This window comes from uncultured Hymenobacter sp., assembly GCF_964242765.1.
In the GTDB taxonomy this organism is placed as follows: domain Bacteria; phylum Bacteroidota; class Bacteroidia; order Cytophagales; family Hymenobacteraceae; genus Hymenobacter.
Genome location: NZ_CAXTBM010000093.1, coordinates 1 through 16,162, shown reverse-complemented (window position 1 = coordinate 16,162; position 16,162 = coordinate 1). Strand labels below are relative to the sequence as shown.

15 protein-coding genes and 1 pseudogene are annotated in these 16,162 nt (G+C 55.4%); 12 read left to right on the top strand and 4 right to left on the bottom strand.

Annotated elements, in window-relative coordinates:
• From ACFE7X_RS23275 to ACFE7X_RS23245, 7 genes and pseudogenes are all read left to right on the top strand, one after another.
• A pseudogene (locus tag ACFE7X_RS23275) lies at positions 1–358 on the top strand (NADH-quinone oxidoreductase subunit D); the annotation flags it as partial.
• Positions 359–382: 24 nt separating this feature from the next.
• On the top strand, positions 383–952 hold the full coding sequence (nuoE, locus tag ACFE7X_RS23270; RefSeq protein WP_375438074.1) for an NADH-quinone oxidoreductase subunit NuoE: 570 nt from the start codon (positions 383–385) through the stop codon (positions 950–952).
• Between the two features lie 26 nt (positions 953–978).
• A complete protein-coding gene (nuoF, locus tag ACFE7X_RS23265; RefSeq protein ID WP_375438073.1) occupies positions 979–2,319 on the top strand; it encodes an NADH-quinone oxidoreductase subunit NuoF in 1,341 nt (446 codons plus the stop codon).
• Between the two features lie 121 nt (positions 2,320–2,440).
• Entirely contained in the window at positions 2,441–3,442 is a 1,002-nt protein-coding gene (locus tag ACFE7X_RS23260; RefSeq protein ID WP_375438072.1) for a 2Fe-2S iron-sulfur cluster-binding protein, read from the top strand.
• A 95-nt stretch (positions 3,443–3,537) separates the two neighbouring features.
• On the top strand, positions 3,538–4,632 hold the full coding sequence (nuoH, locus tag ACFE7X_RS23255) for an NADH-quinone oxidoreductase subunit NuoH (protein ID WP_375438076.1): 1,095 nt from the start codon (positions 3,538–3,540) through the stop codon (positions 4,630–4,632).
• A 12-nt stretch (positions 4,633–4,644) separates the two neighbouring features.
• Positions 4,645–5,223, top strand: coding sequence for a NuoI/complex I 23 kDa subunit family protein (locus tag ACFE7X_RS23250; protein ID WP_375438071.1), 579 nt, complete (start codon positions 4,645–4,647; stop codon positions 5,221–5,223).
• 68 nt (positions 5,224–5,291) lie between these two features.
• Positions 5,292–5,801 carry an NADH-quinone oxidoreductase subunit J gene (locus ACFE7X_RS23245; RefSeq protein ID WP_375438070.1) on the top strand — a complete coding sequence of 170 codons (510 nt, stop codon included), beginning with the start codon at positions 5,292–5,294 and terminating at the stop codon, positions 5,799–5,801.
• Between the two features lie 62 nt (positions 5,802–5,863).
• Here ACFE7X_RS23245 and ACFE7X_RS23240 read toward each other — a convergent pair whose 3' ends face one another.
• A complete protein-coding gene (locus ACFE7X_RS23240; RefSeq protein WP_375438069.1) occupies positions 5,864–6,244 on the bottom strand; it encodes a hypothetical protein in 381 nt (126 codons plus the stop codon).
• A 130-nt stretch (positions 6,245–6,374) separates the two neighbouring features.
• On the bottom strand, positions 6,375–6,977 hold the full coding sequence (locus ACFE7X_RS23235; protein ID WP_243799862.1) for an RNA polymerase sigma factor: 603 nt from the start codon (positions 6,975–6,977) through the stop codon (positions 6,375–6,377).
• Between the two features lie 300 nt (positions 6,978–7,277).
• Between ACFE7X_RS23235 and nuoK the strand changes: the two genes are divergently transcribed.
• The 5 genes from nuoK (at position 7,278) to ACFE7X_RS23210 (ending at position 13,035) form a co-directional block, all read left to right on the top strand.
• Complete coding sequence (nuoK, locus tag ACFE7X_RS23230; protein ID WP_375438075.1) at positions 7,278–7,610, top strand: NADH-quinone oxidoreductase subunit NuoK; 333 nt, start codon at positions 7,278–7,280, stop codon at positions 7,608–7,610.
• Between the two features lie 95 nt (positions 7,611–7,705).
• Complete coding sequence (gene nuoL / locus ACFE7X_RS23225; RefSeq protein WP_375438068.1) at positions 7,706–9,646, top strand: NADH-quinone oxidoreductase subunit L; 1,941 nt, start codon at positions 7,706–7,708, stop codon at positions 9,644–9,646.
• A gap of 17 nt (positions 9,647–9,663) precedes the next feature.
• Complete coding sequence (locus tag ACFE7X_RS23220; RefSeq protein WP_375438067.1) at positions 9,664–10,032, top strand: superinfection immunity protein; 369 nt, start codon at positions 9,664–9,666, stop codon at positions 10,030–10,032.
• Positions 10,032–11,501: a NuoM family protein gene (locus ACFE7X_RS23215; protein ID WP_375438066.1), complete on the top strand. Its 1,470-nt coding sequence runs from the start codon at positions 10,032–10,034 to the stop codon at positions 11,499–11,501. Before ACFE7X_RS23220 ends, ACFE7X_RS23215 begins: the two co-directional genes overlap by 1 nt.
• A gap of 121 nt (positions 11,502–11,622) precedes the next feature.
• The gene (locus tag ACFE7X_RS23210) at positions 11,623–13,035 is read left to right on the top strand and encodes an NADH-quinone oxidoreductase subunit N (protein WP_375438065.1); all 1,413 of its coding nucleotides are present in this window, start codon (positions 11,623–11,625) and stop codon (positions 13,033–13,035) included.
• A 338-nt stretch (positions 13,036–13,373) separates the two neighbouring features.
• On the opposite strand, the gene ACFE7X_RS23205 is transcribed toward ACFE7X_RS23210, so the two are convergent.
• Positions 13,374–14,024, bottom strand: coding sequence for a response regulator (locus ACFE7X_RS23205; protein WP_375438064.1), 651 nt, complete (start codon positions 14,022–14,024; stop codon positions 13,374–13,376).
• 135 nt (positions 14,025–14,159) lie between these two features.
• Positions 14,160–16,162, bottom strand: a 2,003-nt coding sequence (locus ACFE7X_RS23200) for a two-component regulator propeller domain-containing protein (RefSeq protein WP_375438063.1), incomplete at its 5' end; no start/stop codon positions are given.

Genomic DNA, 16,162 nt, shown 5'->3' with positions numbered 1-16,162 from the left:
GCAGGCCCTGGAGAACCTACCTGAAGGCCCATACCACGCCGATGCGCCGCACTTCTACCTGCCTCCCAAGCAGGCCGTGTACCAGAACATGGAGGCGCTCATCTATCACTTCAAAATCATCATGGGCGAAATTGACGCTCCGGTTGGTGAAGTGTACCATAGCGTGGAAGGTGGCAACGGCGAGCTAGGCTTCTACTTGGTTTCCGATGGTGGCCGCACGCCATACCGCCTGCACTTCCGCCGTCCGTGCTTTATCTACTACCAAGCCTACACGGAAATGGTAGTGGGTCAAACCCTCTCCGACGCCATCGTGACGCTGTCGTCGATGAACGTAATTGCTGGCGAGCTGGACGCGTAGTTTTTGTTGATTTCAAGTACCTAAATGGAGACAACGAGCGTCAAGCCGCAATTTTCTGAAGCTGCCAAAGCCGAGATTGAGCGCATCTGTAAGCAATACCCTGGTGACCGTCGCAAGTCGGCGCTACTACCAGTACTGCACATCGCGCAGGCCGAATTTGGTGGTTGGGTTAGCCCGGAGGTGCAGGACATAGTGGCCGAGGTTATCGGTATCAAGCCGATTGAGGTATACGAGGTATCATCTTTCTACACCATGTTCAACCTCAAGCCGGTAGGTAAGCACGTGTTGGAAATCTGCCGTACGGGCCCCTGCATGCTGCGCGGCTCCGACGAGCTGACGCAGCACTTGGAGCGCATCACCGGCGCGAAAGTAAATGGTGCTACGTCTCCTGATGGCCTTTTTACGCTCAAGGAAGTGGAGTGCCTAGCTGCTTGCGGCTTTGCTCCTATCGTGCAGGTTCGGGAGAAGTATTACGAGCAGCTTCATACCCCCGAGGCTGTAGATGCCATGCTTACCGAGCTGCGCAACCAGGTGCACCGTCCGGCTTTGCCGTGGGAAGAAACCGGCTTGCCGAACGCAGTGGCTAACAATTAACGTCTTTCAGCCAACCGCTACAACCTATGGGACGCAAACTGCTGACCGAACATATTAACGTTGAAGGCATCGACACCTTTGAGGTGTACCGCAAACATGGCGGTTACCGCTCGGTGGAAAAAGCGCTGAAGACGATGACCCCAGATGAGGTGGTGGAAGAAGTGAAGAAGTCGGGCCTACGTGGGCGCGGCGGCGCTGGCTTCCCTACCGGTATGAAGTGGAGCTTCCTGGCCAAGCCAGAAGGTGTACCACGCTACCTCGTCTGCAACGCCGACGAATCGGAGCCCGGTACTTTCAAAGACCGCCAACTGATGTCGAAACTGCCGCACTTGCTGGTAGAAGGCATGATTACGAGTTCGTACGCGCTTGGCGCGAACACCTCGTACATCTACATCCGCGGCGAGTTGTTGTACGTGCTGCGCATTCTGGAAAAAGCCATTGCAGAAGCATATGCAGCTGGTTTCCTCGGGAAAAACATCTTGGGTTCGGGTTACGACCTAGACCTATTTGTGCATCCCGGTGGCGGCGCTTATATCTGCGGCGAAGAAACTGCCCTGCTGGAATCGTTGGAAGGCAAGCGGGGCAACCCGCGCAACAAGCCGCCATTCCCGGCTGTGCAGGGCCTCTACGCCCGCCCAACGGTGGTGAACAACGTGGAATCTATTGCGGCCGTGCCGGTTATCGTGAACGATGGCGGCGAGGAATACGCGAAGATTGGCGTTGGCCGGAGCACGGGCACCAAGCTGTTCTCGGCTTGCGGCCACCTCAATAAGCCCGGCATTTACGAAATCGAGTTGGGCTTGCCAGTCGAAGAGTTTGTCTACTCTGATGAATACTGCGGCGGTATTTGGAAAGGCCGCGACTTGAAAGCTGTAGTAGCTGGTGGTTCGTCCGTTCCGATTCTGCCCAAAGAGCTGATCCTGAAAACGGCTGCTGGTGAGCCTCGCCTCATGAGCTACGAGTCACTTTCGGATGGCGGCTTCGTGACGGGTACTATGCTTGGCTCGGGTGGCTTCATTGCCATGGATGAGACGACCTGCATTGTGCGCAACACCTGGAGCTTCTCCCGTTTCTACCACCACGAGTCGTGCGGACAATGCTCGCCTTGCCGTGAGGGTACGGGCTGGCTGGAAAAAGTGCTGCACCGTTTGGAGCACGGCCACGGCCATATGGAAGACATCGACTTGCTGGTGAGTGTCGCCAAGCAAATCGAGGGCAATACCATTTGCCCACTCGGGGAAGCCGCTGCTTGGCCGGTGGCCGCTGCTGTGCGCCACTTCCGCGACGAGTTCGAGTGGCACGTTACCCACGCCAAGGAAGCCGCCCAACCCGGCGCGGTGTACCAAGGCAAAGCAGTGCTGGCTTAGATTTTACCTGTCATACTGAGGAACGAAGCATCTTATCAGTGCTACGTTCCTCAGGTTTACTAATACTGCGGTGCGGACGTGATAAGGTCCTTCGCTCCGCTCAGGATGACAAATCTGAATAATGGCTAAAATAACTTTCGACGGCATCGAGGTGGAAGTTCCGGACGGAACGACCATCCTCAACGCAGCCCGCCAAATCGGTGGTAGCATTGTGCCCCCGGCCATGTGCTACTACACGCCGCTGAAGGGCTCGGGTGGCAAGTGCCGCGCTTGCCTGGTGCGTGTAGCGGCTGGCTCAACCAAAGACCCACGTCCGATGCCTAAGTTGGTGGCGTCGTGCGTAACGCCTGTTCAGGATGGCATGGTGGTTGAAAACACCAAATCAGAGCAGGTACTGGATGTGCGCAAAGGCATTGTGGAAATGCTGCTCATCAACCACCCGCTAGATTGCCCCGTGTGCGACCAGGCCGGTGAGTGTGACTTGCAGAACTTCGCCTTCGAGCACGGCGTGTCCACGACCCGTTACCGCGAGGAGCGCCGCACGTTCGAGAAAATCGACATCGGCCCGCTCATTCAACTGCATATGACGCGCTGCATCCTGTGCTACCGCTGCGTGTACACCGCCGATCAGATTTCGGAAGGCGGCCGCGTACACGGCGTGCTTGGCCGCGGCGACGCTGCTGAAATCGGTACGTATATCGAGAACATCATCGATAACGACTTCTCTGGCAATGTCATCGACGTATGCCCGGTAGGTGCCCTCACCGACAAAACCTTCCGCTTTAAGCAGCGCGTGTGGTTCACGAAACCCGTGAATGCGCACCGTGACTGCCCGAAGTGCAGCGGCAACGTAACGCTTTGGTACAAAGGCAAAGACGTGCTCCGCGTGACGGCTCGTAAAGACCAGTACGGCGAGGTGAAGGAGTGGATTTGCAACGAATGCCGCTTCGACAAAAAAGAAACAGCAGACTGGACCATCGAAGGACCGGCACATATCGACCGTTCTTCGGTAATTTCGGCCAACCACTACGAGCTGCCCGTGCTCAACCAGTCGGTAATAGCCGACTTGCCCGAAAGCACACAGCGCGACCTAGAAAAGAATCCTCCACTAAAGTTAGGGTAAGCGAGTTGCCGGTTTAGGGCCACAAGTTGCCAGTTAAGCAACGTTGTGGCTCGTGAAAGCTGGCAATTGGTAACTGACAATTATCAACTAAAATGATTGAACTACCCACCCTAGGTTGGCAATCCATCGTCATCTTCGTTGTGTTCGCGCTTTCGTTGCTGATAGCAACGTACTGCACGTACGCGGAGCGCGTTATTGCGGCCTTCTTGCAAGACCGTGTAGGTCCGGACCGCGCAGGCCCTTACGGCCTAGCACAGCCATTGGCCGACGCCGTGAAGATGTTCACGAAAGAAGAGTTTTTCCCTGGCGGTGCCAACAAGGCGCTGTTCGTGTTTGGGCCCTGCTTGGCCATGATTACGGCCTTGATGTCGTCGGCGGTGATTCCGTTTGGCAACAACCTCAGCTTCGGCAACAACGCCTTTTTCCTGCAAGGAATCGAGGTGAATATTGGAATGCTGTGGGTATTCGGGGTGGTATCGTTAGGCGTGTATGGCGTGATGATTGGTGGTTGGGCTTCCAACAACAAATTCTCGCTGCTCGGCGCTATTCGGGCCGCCTCGCAAAACATCAGCTACGAACTCGCCATGGGCTTGTCGCTGATTGCGGTGCTGATGATTTCGGGCACGCTTTCGTTGCGCGAAATCACATTGCAGCAGTCTTCGGAAGGTGCTTTCGTATGGCAGGACATCTTCAACTGGAACATCATGAAGCAGCCTTTGGGCTTCATCATTTTCCTGGTGTGCGCCTTCGCTGAAACCAACCGTACTCCGTTTGACTTGCCAGAATGCGAAACTGAACTAGTAGGTGGCTACCATACCGAGTATTCGTCGATGAAATTGGGTTTGTACCTGTTCTCGGAGTACGTGAACATCTTCGTGGTTTCGGCCGTGATGAGCGTGTTGTACTTCGGTGGTTTCAACTTTCCTTTCCAATACGAGCTACGCGACTGGTTGGCTAGCAGCCAAGGCTGGGAATTGGCTTCGGCTCAAAACCTGATTACGGCGCTTGGAACTGTGCTGCTGTTCGGCAAGATCTTCGCCTTTATCTTCTTCTTCATGTGGATTCGCTGGACCCTCCCGCGCTTCCGCTACGACCAACTGATGCGCCTCGGCTGGACCATTCTGATTCCGCTGGCCGTTATCAACATCCTTATCACCGGCGGCCTCATCACGTTCGGGGTGATTAAGTAACTGAACTGACTCATGCAGCCTCTCACCAATAGAGCCAAGAAACTAGAAAAGAAGCCGATGACACTGGCGGAGCGGGCCTATTTGCCGGCTATCTTCCAGGGTCTGAGCATTACGATGCGCCACTTCTTCATGAAGAAGGCCACCGTACGGTACCCCGAAGAGGTACGTCCCTTCTCTCCTATCTTCCGCGGCCTGCACGTGCTCAAGCGCGACGAGCAAGGTCGGGAGCGGTGCACGGCCTGCGGCCTTTGCGCCGTAGCCTGCCCCGCCGAAGCCATTACGATGGTTGCCGGCGAGCGGAAAAAGGGTGAAGAAAGCCTTTACCGCGAGGAGAAGTACGCCATCAGCTACGAGGTGAACATGCTGCGCTGCATCTTTTGTGGCCTCTGCGAAGAAGCCTGCCCGAAAGCTGCCGTGTACCTTCAAGCCGACAAAATGGCCCCACCACGCTTCGAGCGCGACGAGTTCATCTATGGCAAAGACCGCCTCGTAGAGCCGGTTGATCCTACCAAACGTTCGGAGCGCGGCATCCAACTCACACCGGAGCAAGCCGAAGCTCTCCGCAACAAGATGGTCCAGCAACCGGCGTAACTACTACATTTGTTGTCCTAGGCAGAGCAAAAAACTTTGCAAGCTCAGGACAACAAAACATATCTGCAATGTCTCCACTCTTCCTCTTTCTGTCCTTCGTAGCCCTGCTAAGTGCGCTAGGTGTGGTGTTTGCCAAGAATCCAATACACAGCGTACTGTTCCTGATTCTGACATTCTTCTCGCTCTCAGGACACTACTTGTTACTGAATGCGCAGTTCTTAGCAGCCGTGAACATCATTGTGTATGCCGGCGCTATCATGGTGTTATTCCTGTTTGTGATTATGTTCTTAAACTTGAACATAGATACGGAACCGCACAAGCCCGCACTGGCCAAGATTGCGGCAGCTATAGCAGGTGGTTCATTGTTCCTCATCATGATTGCCGCTCTGCGCAATATCCAGCTACCGGCTGTGAACGAGGCCACTTTCAACTCGCAAATCGGGATGGTAGACAAATTGGGTTTGGTGCTTTTCACCGATTACAAACTGCCGTTCGAGTTAGCCTCTATTCTGCTACTAGTAGCCATGGTAGGCGCCGTAATGCTAGGCAAGCGCGAAACCGGAGAGCGAAATTTTTAATATACTGACTTCCTAGAAACGCAAACGGCCCCTGATGTATCAGGGGCCGTTTGCGTTTCTGTTTATACCGAGACTTTCTGTGGTTCTTCAGGTGGTGAGCGGCGCATCCAGGCGGGGCCGCTGCAAGTAGCATGCATTTTCTGGCGAAACTTCTCTTGTTCTTCAGGAGAGAGGCTAGCCATGCGAGACTCCATCTTTTCCCGCATCATTTTGCGGCGACGGCTCCAAGCTCCGGCGCGTCCGCCTTTGTTGAAGCCCCCGAACAAGATACGGGTCAGCAACAGTAAGCCTAAGGTTTGGGGGAACGTAATGAAGGGGCCGTGGAAAAGGGCAGGAACGAGCCAGTTCCAAAGGCTCATGGTGACAAAGCCAATAACGGCCACAAACAAGGCCGCCAAGAGAGCGAATTTAAGGCCGCGAAGCAGCCAGGAAGAGCGATTCATAATGTGGGGTTCTAAAAGCGTCGTACTGACGAAGGAAGCTTCTCGCAGGTATACAAATCATGGACCGTTCTGTGCGTTGGCATGCGAGAGGCTTCTACAAGCGCTGCGCAACGTGTTTTCTGGGAACGGATTAGTCGGTGAACAGTTCGGTGTAGAGTTTTTGCAGGCGCTTACGCAGGTGTTGAACGGCGTAGTGCTTGCGGGAAATTAGGGTTTTGAGCGGTACGCCCGTTTCCTCCTCCATTTCGCGGAAGGTTTTTTCTTCCAGTTCGTGCCAGATAAAGACTTCACGCTGGGCGGCGGGCAGTTCGGCCAGCGCGTCGGATAGGGCTTCCATCAGCGTCTCGCGGAGCAACCGGTTTTCCGGGGCATCGTCGGGGGCGGGCAGGATGTCGGCGAGCAGCAGAGAATTTTCCTCGTCGGCGGAGAAGTTGCGGGTTAGCTCGTCTTCGAGAGAAGTAGTTTTCTTGCGGCGGTAGAGGTCCGTGATTTTGTTGCGGGCTACGCGGAACAGCCAAGCCGCAGCTTGCTCTACCGGCTTGAGCACGCGGTAGCTTTCTACGAGTTCGGCAAAGACGTCTTGCAATACGTCTTCCGCCTCGGCGGGGTCGGGAATGCGGCGACGGATGAACTGCAGCAGCCGGCCGCGCTGGGCGCGTACAGCCTCCTGTATCTGCTGGTCCTGGTGGCCGGCCGTCATCGGTAGCGTCATGGTGAGGGGTAGCGTTTCCATTCTGCTAGCACAGACGAACGAAGCTGGAAAATACTTCATTATCACTGCACTTTTTGAAATACGCAGTTAGCGCCCCGTCTTGACTTCACCTTAGCACTAACTAGCTCTGTTGGCAGCCACTTCCATTATCTAGCCGCTTTGCCCCTTAAATACAGATTAAAAGCGCGCTTATCCTTGAGTTGCCAGAGCTTGACACCTGATTTAAGGGTGGCGTTTTCCGATTTTCAGGATACCTTTGCCAGCCCATTCACTACGGCTGCGCTTCGGCGCGCCGCTTCGTTTCGCCGTCAACCGCCCCGCATGGATCAGAACATACCGCAGGTTATTCAAACGGTTCCTCTTCAATACTACGTCTTCTTCGCCACGGCGCTTTTCGCCATTGGCGTGCTTGGGGTTCTCACCCGGCGTAATGCCATTATCATCTTTATGTGCGTGGAGTTGATGCTCAACGCCGTAAACGTGCTGCTGACGGCCTTCTCAGCTTACCGCTCCGACCCTAACGGGCAGGTATTCGTGTTTTTCATCATGGCCGTCGCCGCCGCCGAAGTGGCCGTGGGCTTGGCCATTATCGTCATGATTTACCGAAACCTGCAAAACACCGACGTCAATCTGTTAAATCGACTGAAGTTCTAAGTTGATGGCTGAGTAGCTATTCCATTATGTGGTAGGTCCATTCGTGACCGATCATTTAACTGGAAGGCTAGGCAGCCATTTAGCCATTACTATAGATGCAAGAAACCGTTCTACCTGCCGCCAGCGCCCCGTACTCTACTTTGCTGTACGTACTGATTCCGCTGCTGCCTTTCTTGGGCTTCCTCATCAACGGGCTGCTGAATAAGCGCCTCTCGGGCACGATGGCCGGCGTACTGGGCAGCGCCACGGTGCTGGGCTCGTTCCTGATTTCGGTGTTTCTGTTTCTGAATTTCCAGTACCAGTACACCGTCACGCTGTTCGACTGGATTTCGGTCGGCTCGATGCAGATTCCCTTCTCCTACCAAATCGACCAGCTGAGTTTGATTATGCTGCTGCTTGTGACGGGCGTCGGGTTCCTGATTCACGTGTACAGCATCGGCTACATGCACCACGACGAGAACGTGGGCAAGTTTTTCAGCTTCCTAAACCTGTTTGTGTTCAGCATGTTGGTGCTGGTGCTCGGGGCCAACTTCGTGATTCTGTTTATTGGTTGGGAAGGCGTGGGGCTTTGCTCCTACCTGCTCATCGGTTTCTGGAACAAGAACACCAACTACAACAACGCCGCCAAGAAAGCCTTCATCATCAACCGCATCGGTGACCTTGGCTTTCTGCTCGGCATCTTCTTGATTTATCTCACCTTCGACTCCGTTCAGTACGCTGAAGTGTTCCAGAAGGCCTCGGCCATGCAAATCGGCACGACCGTCGTAACGGCCATTACGCTGCTGCTTTTCGTGGGCGCCATGGGTAAATCGGCGCAGCTGCCGCTCTACACTTGGCTGCCCGATGCTATGGCCGGCCCTACCCCGGTATCGGCCCTGATTCACGCGGCGACTATGGTAACGGCGGGTATCTACATGATTCTGCGCGCCAACGTGCTGTTCACGCTTGCTCCGCACACGCTGGAAGTTATTGCCATTATTGGCGCGGCTACGGCACTGTTTGCGGCTACTATTGGTCTAGCCCAAAACGACATCAAGAAGGTACTGGCTTACTCCACCGTTTCGCAGTTGGGCTATATGTTCCTGGCGTTGGGCGTTATGGGCTACAGCACCAGCTTGTTCCACGTGTTGACGCACGCTTTCTTCAAGGCCCTAATGTTCTTGGGCGCGGGCTCGGTGATTCACGCCATGAGCAACGAGCAGGATATGCGTCGCATGGGTGGCTTGCGTAAGGCGCTGCCCATCACGTTCATCACCTTCCTGATTGGCTGCCTCGCCATTGCCGGCATCCCGCCTTTCTCGGGCTTCTTCTCGAAAGATGAAATCCTGCTGCACGCTTACGAGCACAGCAAGGTGCTGTACGCCATCGGCTTGTTCACGGCCTTCCTGACGGCTTTCTACATGTTCCGCCTGCTGTTCCTCACCTTCTTCGGCGAGTTCCGAGGTACCGAGGAGCAGCAACACCACCTGCACGAGTCGCCGGCTTCCATGACGCTGCCGCTTATCATCCTCGCTGTTCTGGCGGCAGTGGGTGGCTTTATGAACGCGCCGCTGGTGCTAGGCCGCGGCTACCTCGCCGACTATCTCGCGCCGCTTTTCACTTACTCGCAGCGCCTTAATCCAGCTGCTTTCAATGCTGAAGTTGACCACGCCACGGAATACATGCTCATCGGCCTCTCGGTGGGTGCCGGCGTGCTAGGCATCATCCTGGCATATGTGCAGTACGTGAGCCGCGGCGTACGTCCGGCCGAGGATGATGCGCAACGCTCGGCACCGGAAAACGTGGTCTACCACAAATACTACATCGATGAGCTGTACAATGCTTTGTTCGTGCGCCCGACCATGTGGTTTTCAAAGGTCTTTTATCAGCACATAGAGCAAGGTATTATCGACCCGATAGTGAACGGCTTTGGCCGCATCACCATGGGCGGCGGGCAGTTGCTACGCTTCGTGCAAACCGGCTCTGTGGAAACTTACCTTATTTTGATGGTCGTCGGAATTGTACTGGTACTGGCGTTGAACTTCGGCAAGTTTTAAATACCCGACACTAGACTATGAAGGGTACCCTGCTGTTTTTGAGAGATTTAGGAGGTAGTGAGCTAATGCTCATTATGTTCGTTGTTTTTCCAGTACTAGGCATTCTTCATTTTTTACCGTCCATCATAGGATTCAAACGCCCCGACAGGCTCCTAATCTTTCTTATTAATCTCTTGGCTGGCTGGTCAATTATTGGGTGGTTCGTTGCTCTGTATCTTGCCCTCCGAAAAGAGCTAGTCCCTAACTCTTTCTCATTTTCCACTGCTCCAGCAGGTACTTCAGCGCCTTTAGTTGCTGATGAACTAAGCAAGCTGCGTCACTTGCACAACCAAGGTGTGCTCACGGCAGAGGAATTTGAGCGTCAAAAGAACAACTTGCTTAGCTAATGCTCACAGTTCTCCTCCTACTCTGGCCCGTGGCGGCCGCCCTGCTACTGCACTTCTTCAAAGGCAGTGCTGCCCGGGTGGCAGCCTTTGGCGCGGCGCTGATTGAATTCGTACTGGCAATTTTCGCGGCCGTTACTTTCAACGGTGGCAACTCCGGACAATTCTCGTTGAACGTGCCTTGGATATCCTCGGCTGGTATCAATTTCCACGTAGGGATGGACGGGCTCAGCTTGCTACTGGTCCTGCTTACCACGTTCCTGGTGCCCCTAATTCTGCTGGCCTCGTACCGTCGCACCTTCGAAAATGCCTCGGCATTTTATGCGCTGGTGCTGTTCATGGAAACGGGCCTGGTGGGCGTATTCACGGCGCAGGACGCGTTTCTATTCTACTTCTTTTGGGAAGTGGCCCTGATTCCAATTTACTTCCTAGCTGGTGTGTGGGGCGGTGTGAACCGGGCCAAGATTACGTTTAAGTTCTTCCTTTACACCATTGTCGGTTCGCTGTTCATGCTGGCCGCCTTTGTGTACCTCTATTTTCAAACAGGCCCGGCCGCCAACGGCCTCGCGGCGCACAACTCCGAACTAACCTCGTTCTACAATCTGAGTTTGAGCGCGCAAGAACAGTCGTGGTTGTTCTGGCTGATTTTTGCGGCCTTCGCCGTGAAGATGCCGATTTTCCCGTTCCACACTTGGCAGCCTGATACCTACACCGAGTCGCCGGCGCCGGCTACCATGCTGCTCTCGGGTATCATGCTGAAGATGGGTATTTATGGCTGTATGCGCTGGCTGCTGCCGGTGGTGCCGCTCGGCGTGAGCCAGTGGCAGAATCTGGTGTTGATTCTGGCTATCATCGGCATCATCTACGGCGCTATCATCGCCATTCGGCAGCAAGACGTGAAGCGGCTTATTGCTTATTCTTCCCTCTCCCACGTGGGGCTGATGGCGGCGGGCGTGTTCTCGCTCACTCAAATTGGTTTGCAAGGTGCCAGCATACAGATGCTAGCGCACGGCGTGAACGTGGTGGGCATGTTCTTCATTGCCGACTGCATCGAGCGCCGCACCAACACCCGCCTGATTCCCGACCTCGGCGGCCTCACCCGCAACACCCCCATCCTGACGGTGTGCTTCTTGGTATTGCTACTCGGTACGGTAGCACTGCCGCTCACCAATGGGTTCGTGGGCGAGTTCCTGCTGCTCGGTGGCGTGTACCAGTACAATGCCTGGATGGGTGCTGTAGCCGGTGTTACCATCATCCTAGCAGCTGTGTACTTGCTGCGGATGTTTCAGCGCGTGATGCTTGGGCCCGACTCGTCGTTTTCTACAACTATCACCGACCTGACTAGCGCGGAGCTAGTGGTGCTGGTGCCGCTCATCGTGCTGGTCTTCTGGATTGGCTTGTTCCCGAATACGTTTCTGCACCTGTCGGAAGGCAGCGTGATGAATATTCTAAGTGAGGTAGTGAAGCGGTAGGCACCGTGCCGTAGCGCGAAGCATCCGCTTCGCGCCTCGTTGAACGACTCGTACTGCGCCGTTTCAACGACATCGTTCAACGATACTTGAAGCTCCCGCTTCGCGCTACATCTAACGACACATGATTTCAATTGTTCTTCTCTCTGTTTTTGGCCTCGGCAACCTCTTCCTAGGGTTTCTGCGCTCCAACCGGATTCTGCTGCCGGCCGCCATGATCATGCTGGGCACGGTACTGACCGTGAACTTCATCGACTGGAACGGCGGCCCACAGTCGTTTTTCCACGACATGCTGGTCATCGATAATTTCTCGGTGGCCTTCACGGGCATTGTGGTGTTAACGGCGTTGCTGCTGCTGCCTTTTTCCGAGAAATACGTGCGCGACGGTCAGGCTAACCTAGCCGAATACTACTCGCTGCTGATTTTCTCGTTGGTTGGAGCCATTATGATGGTGGCGTATAACCACTTGCTGATGTTGTTTTTGGGCATCGAGATTCTGAGCGTGGCCATGTACGTAGTAGCCGGGGCCGAAAAAAACAACCTGCGTTCCAACGAGGCGGCACTGAAATACTTCCTGATGGGCGCCTTTGCCACGGGCATTCTGCTCTTCGGCATGGCGTTGGTGTACGGCGCTACGGGCACGTTTGAGTTGAAGAACATCAGCTTCGCAGTGCAAAACCCAGTCAATCAGTCGCTCCAGCCAATGCTTTACATCGGCATGCTGATGATGCTAATTGGTATTGGTTTTAAAGTTTCGGCGGCGCCATTTCACTTCTGGACCCCTGATGTGTACGAGGGCACACCCACCTTCTTCACCGCTTTCATGAGTACCGTAGTGAAAACGGCTGGTTTCGCGGCCTTCCTGAAACTGTTGGTGCAGGCTTTTCCAGCGGCTTCGGCTCAGGGTTTGTGGCTGCCCACACTCACGGCTATGTGCGTGCTCACGCTGGCTATCGGCAACGTTGGTGCCGTAGCCCAGACCAGCACCAAGCGGATGCTAGCTTACTCTAGCGTGTCGCACGCGGGTTACTTGCTCATTGGTTTGGTGGCGTTCAACGGGCAACTGGAAGGGGCTTCCGCCAACGGCATCTTCTTCTACTCCCTGGCTTATTCGGTGGCAACTGTAGCTGCTTTTGGGGTTCTAAAACTGGTGTCTGACCAGCGGATGCGCGAAGACTACGATGGATTGAATGGCCTCGCCAAAACCAATCCGCTGCTAGCCTTCGTGATGACGGTGGCTATGCTTTCCTTGGCTGGTATTCCACTCACAGGCGGTTTCTTCGGGAAATTTTTCATCTTCTCGGCCGCCGTGGAAAACGGGCACATCGGCCTGGTGGTATTTGCCGTGGTCATGTCGATGATCAGCATTTACTACTACCTCCGCCCCATCATTGCCATGTACATGCGCGACGCTGATTCGGATACGGCCGCTGAGCCGGTAAAGGTTGGCGCGTTTCAATCGGGGGCGCTGCTACTGCTGGCATTGCTAACAGTATTATTAGGGGTGCTGCCCGGAATTTTAAGTGGAATTCTGTAAGACTCTCTCTGTTCTAATTAGAAAGGGCCGCTTATGAGCGGCCCTTTTTCGTTGTTCTACTGGCCAGTAAAAGGCTATGCCACCAATAGAGTAGCAGTACCTGACTTATCAAGCGTATGCAACGGCTTTGTTAGCGTCTTACGCCCGGCGCATCAGCACGCTGGCTTCATTGGCATAGTGCACGGCGGCCTCTGAAAAGCATCTACCAGCCGGTAGGCATAACTCGTTATCCAAACGGCTCCGGATACCCTCCGCTGATAGTAGATTCGCCGGGGCCGTTGGTCATCACGAAGATGGCAACTTCTTCGTGCGGCGGCAATAGCACAATGATGTGGTTGTTACGTCAACCCTTCCCGCAAGGCTTTGCTCACGGCTTCCGTCATGGAACGGACGTGCAGCTTTTCGTAGATTTTCTTGATGTGCGACCGGACCGTATCGATGCTGATGGTGCGGTCAGCGGCAATCATTTTGTAGCTGTAGCCTTCTACCAGCAGCCCCAGAATTTCCTGTTCGCGGGCGCTCAGATTGGCGTGTGAATCTTCGGACGGGCGGCGAGGTGGCACCTTCGGAAACAAACGCAATACCTGCCGCGCAATAGCGGGCGTCATGGGCGCGCCGCCCGCCCGAACCTCTCCAATAGCATCAAGTAGGCGCGTTGGAGAAGTTTTTTTCAACAAATAGCCATCAGCACCAGCGCAAATAGCATCAAAGACCCGGTCGTTTTCTTCGAACACAGTCAGCATTACCACATTTATATCCGGTGCGATGGCCTTGATGCGGCGTAAGCCCTCAATACCCGTGCAGCCCGGCATATCAATGTCCATGAGCACAACGTCGGGCCGGAGACGCTTCATATCGGCCTCGGCCTGCGTGCAGTTGCCCAGCGCCCCCGCTAGCTCCATGCCGATCGACCCCGACAACAATTGGCTTAGGCTGGTTCGTAAATCGACGTTGTCCTCATAGATAAGCACGCGGGTAGCAGTTTCCATTGGCGAGGCGAAGTAGCTGTCGAATACAGCTAATATACGGGCTGATTAGGTTTGTTCCGACCACATAATGATGTGAGGCAGCGCCAGTTGAATCATCAATTGTTTTTGCGAGCCACCGGGGCAGGAGCAAGATTATTAGTTCGCCAACGGCATGCTCAGGTGCAACGTGGTGCCTTGGCCAAGGGCGGTGTCGATGGTGAGTTGGCCAGAAAGATGGGCCGCCCGAGTATGCATATTAGCTAGGCCATTGCCGCTCCCCTGCGCGGGATTGGTTGGGTCGAAGCCGACCCCATCGTCCTGGACGGTGAGATGCAGCCGGCCGTGGTGATAGGCAAGCAGAATGCTGGCGTGTTGGCACTGGGCGTATTTCGCTAGGTTGTTTACCGCTTCTTTAAACAGCAAAAAGAACTCGCGGCGGGCTTCCATGCCGAGCTTGAGACCTTGCACCGAGGGGTCGGCACGGAAAGTGAAATCGATACCGCGGGCTTCCAGCACTTCGGAGGCAAAGCGGCGCATCCGGGCCGTTACATCGTCCAAAGAATCGTGGGCGGGGTTGATGGCCCACACGATGTCGTCCATGGCGTCGAGCATGCGGCGCGAGGAGTCCCCGATCTGCTCGAGAATAGCGGCGGCCAATTCGGGGCGCTGCTGGCGCTGGTGGTTGCGGGCAATCTGGCTCAGAATGGAAATGCTGCTGAGCGTGGAGCCCATGTCGTCGTGCAAGTCGCGGGCAATGCCGTGCCGAACTCGTTCCAGAGCCAGCAGTTGGCCCACCCGAACCCGATAGGCTAAAAACAGCAACCCAAAAACCACCCAGCTTAAGCCTACCTGAAACCACCACGTTCGGTGCCAGGGCGGCTCTATGATGATGTTCAACGCCACCCCGTGCCGGTTCAGCACCCCATCGTTGTTGGTAGCTACCACCCGGAAAGTGTAGGTACCAGGGTCGAGGTTGGTATAGGTGGCTTCACGGCGGTTACCGGCCGGAACCCACTGCTTGTTGAAGCCTTCGAGTTGATAAGAATAGCGGTTTTTTTCGGGTAGGTGAAAATTGAGCGCCGCAAATTCCAACGAGAAGACGTTCTCCTCGGGCAAGAGGCGCAACACGCGCCGCTCGGTGATAACTGTATCGGGCAAGTCAACGGGCTTGTTGAATTTACGGAATGCCGTCAGAACGACCGGGGGCGGCATAGGATTGGTGCGTACCGCTTCTGGCCGAAAGGCAACCAGCCCGTTTACGCCACCAAAATAGAGCACTCCAGCCGCCGAGTGGTGGCAAGCGGCAGCATTAAACTCGTCTTGTAATAGGCCGTCGCGTTCATCAAACGTATGAAACTGCCGGGTGCGGGGCGCGAAACGAGCGAGGCCTTTGTTGGTGGCCAGCCAGAGGTAGCCTTGCTTGTCTTCCTGTATGCCATACACCACGTCGTTGGGCAACCCTTCGCCTTCCCGGAAGGTGGTAAAGCGGCCCGCAATGGGGTCATCCACGCGCGAAAACCCACCGCCCTCCGTTCCAACCCAGAGCGTACCTTGGTGGTCTTGCAAAATAGAGCGGACCGAGTTGCTACTCAAACTAAGCGCGTTGCGGCCGTCGGCGCGAAAGGTGGTAAACACCCCGGTGTGAACATTGTAGCGAGAAAGGCCCCCGCCACCCGTGGAAACCCATATTCGCCCCTGGCGGTCTTCTAACACGGTCCGCACGTAGTTGTTGGGCAGACTTCGGGGGTTGCTGGGGTCGTGGCGGAAGGTGGTGAAGCGTTTGGTGGCTGGGTCGTAGCGGCTGAGGCCCCCGCCATTCAGTCCCACCCACAATTTATTTTGTCGGTCTTCATACACCGACAGAATCAAATCGTCGGCAATGCTGCCGGGCCGCTTCGGATTGTGGCGGTAGTGCACGAAGCGGGAACTACCGGGCTCCAAACAATCAAGCCCTTGATCCTGAGTGCCTATCCACAGCCGTCCGCGCTTATCGAAGCACAGGGCGCGCACATGATCCTGCGCGAGGCTACTCGGGTTGGCGGGGTCGTGGCGGAACTGCTGACGCCGGCCGGTAGCGGGGTCGTAACAAATCAGGCCGTGCTCCTCGGTGCCCACCCACACCCGCCCGGCCGCGTCGGAGGTTACGGCCCATACTGGTC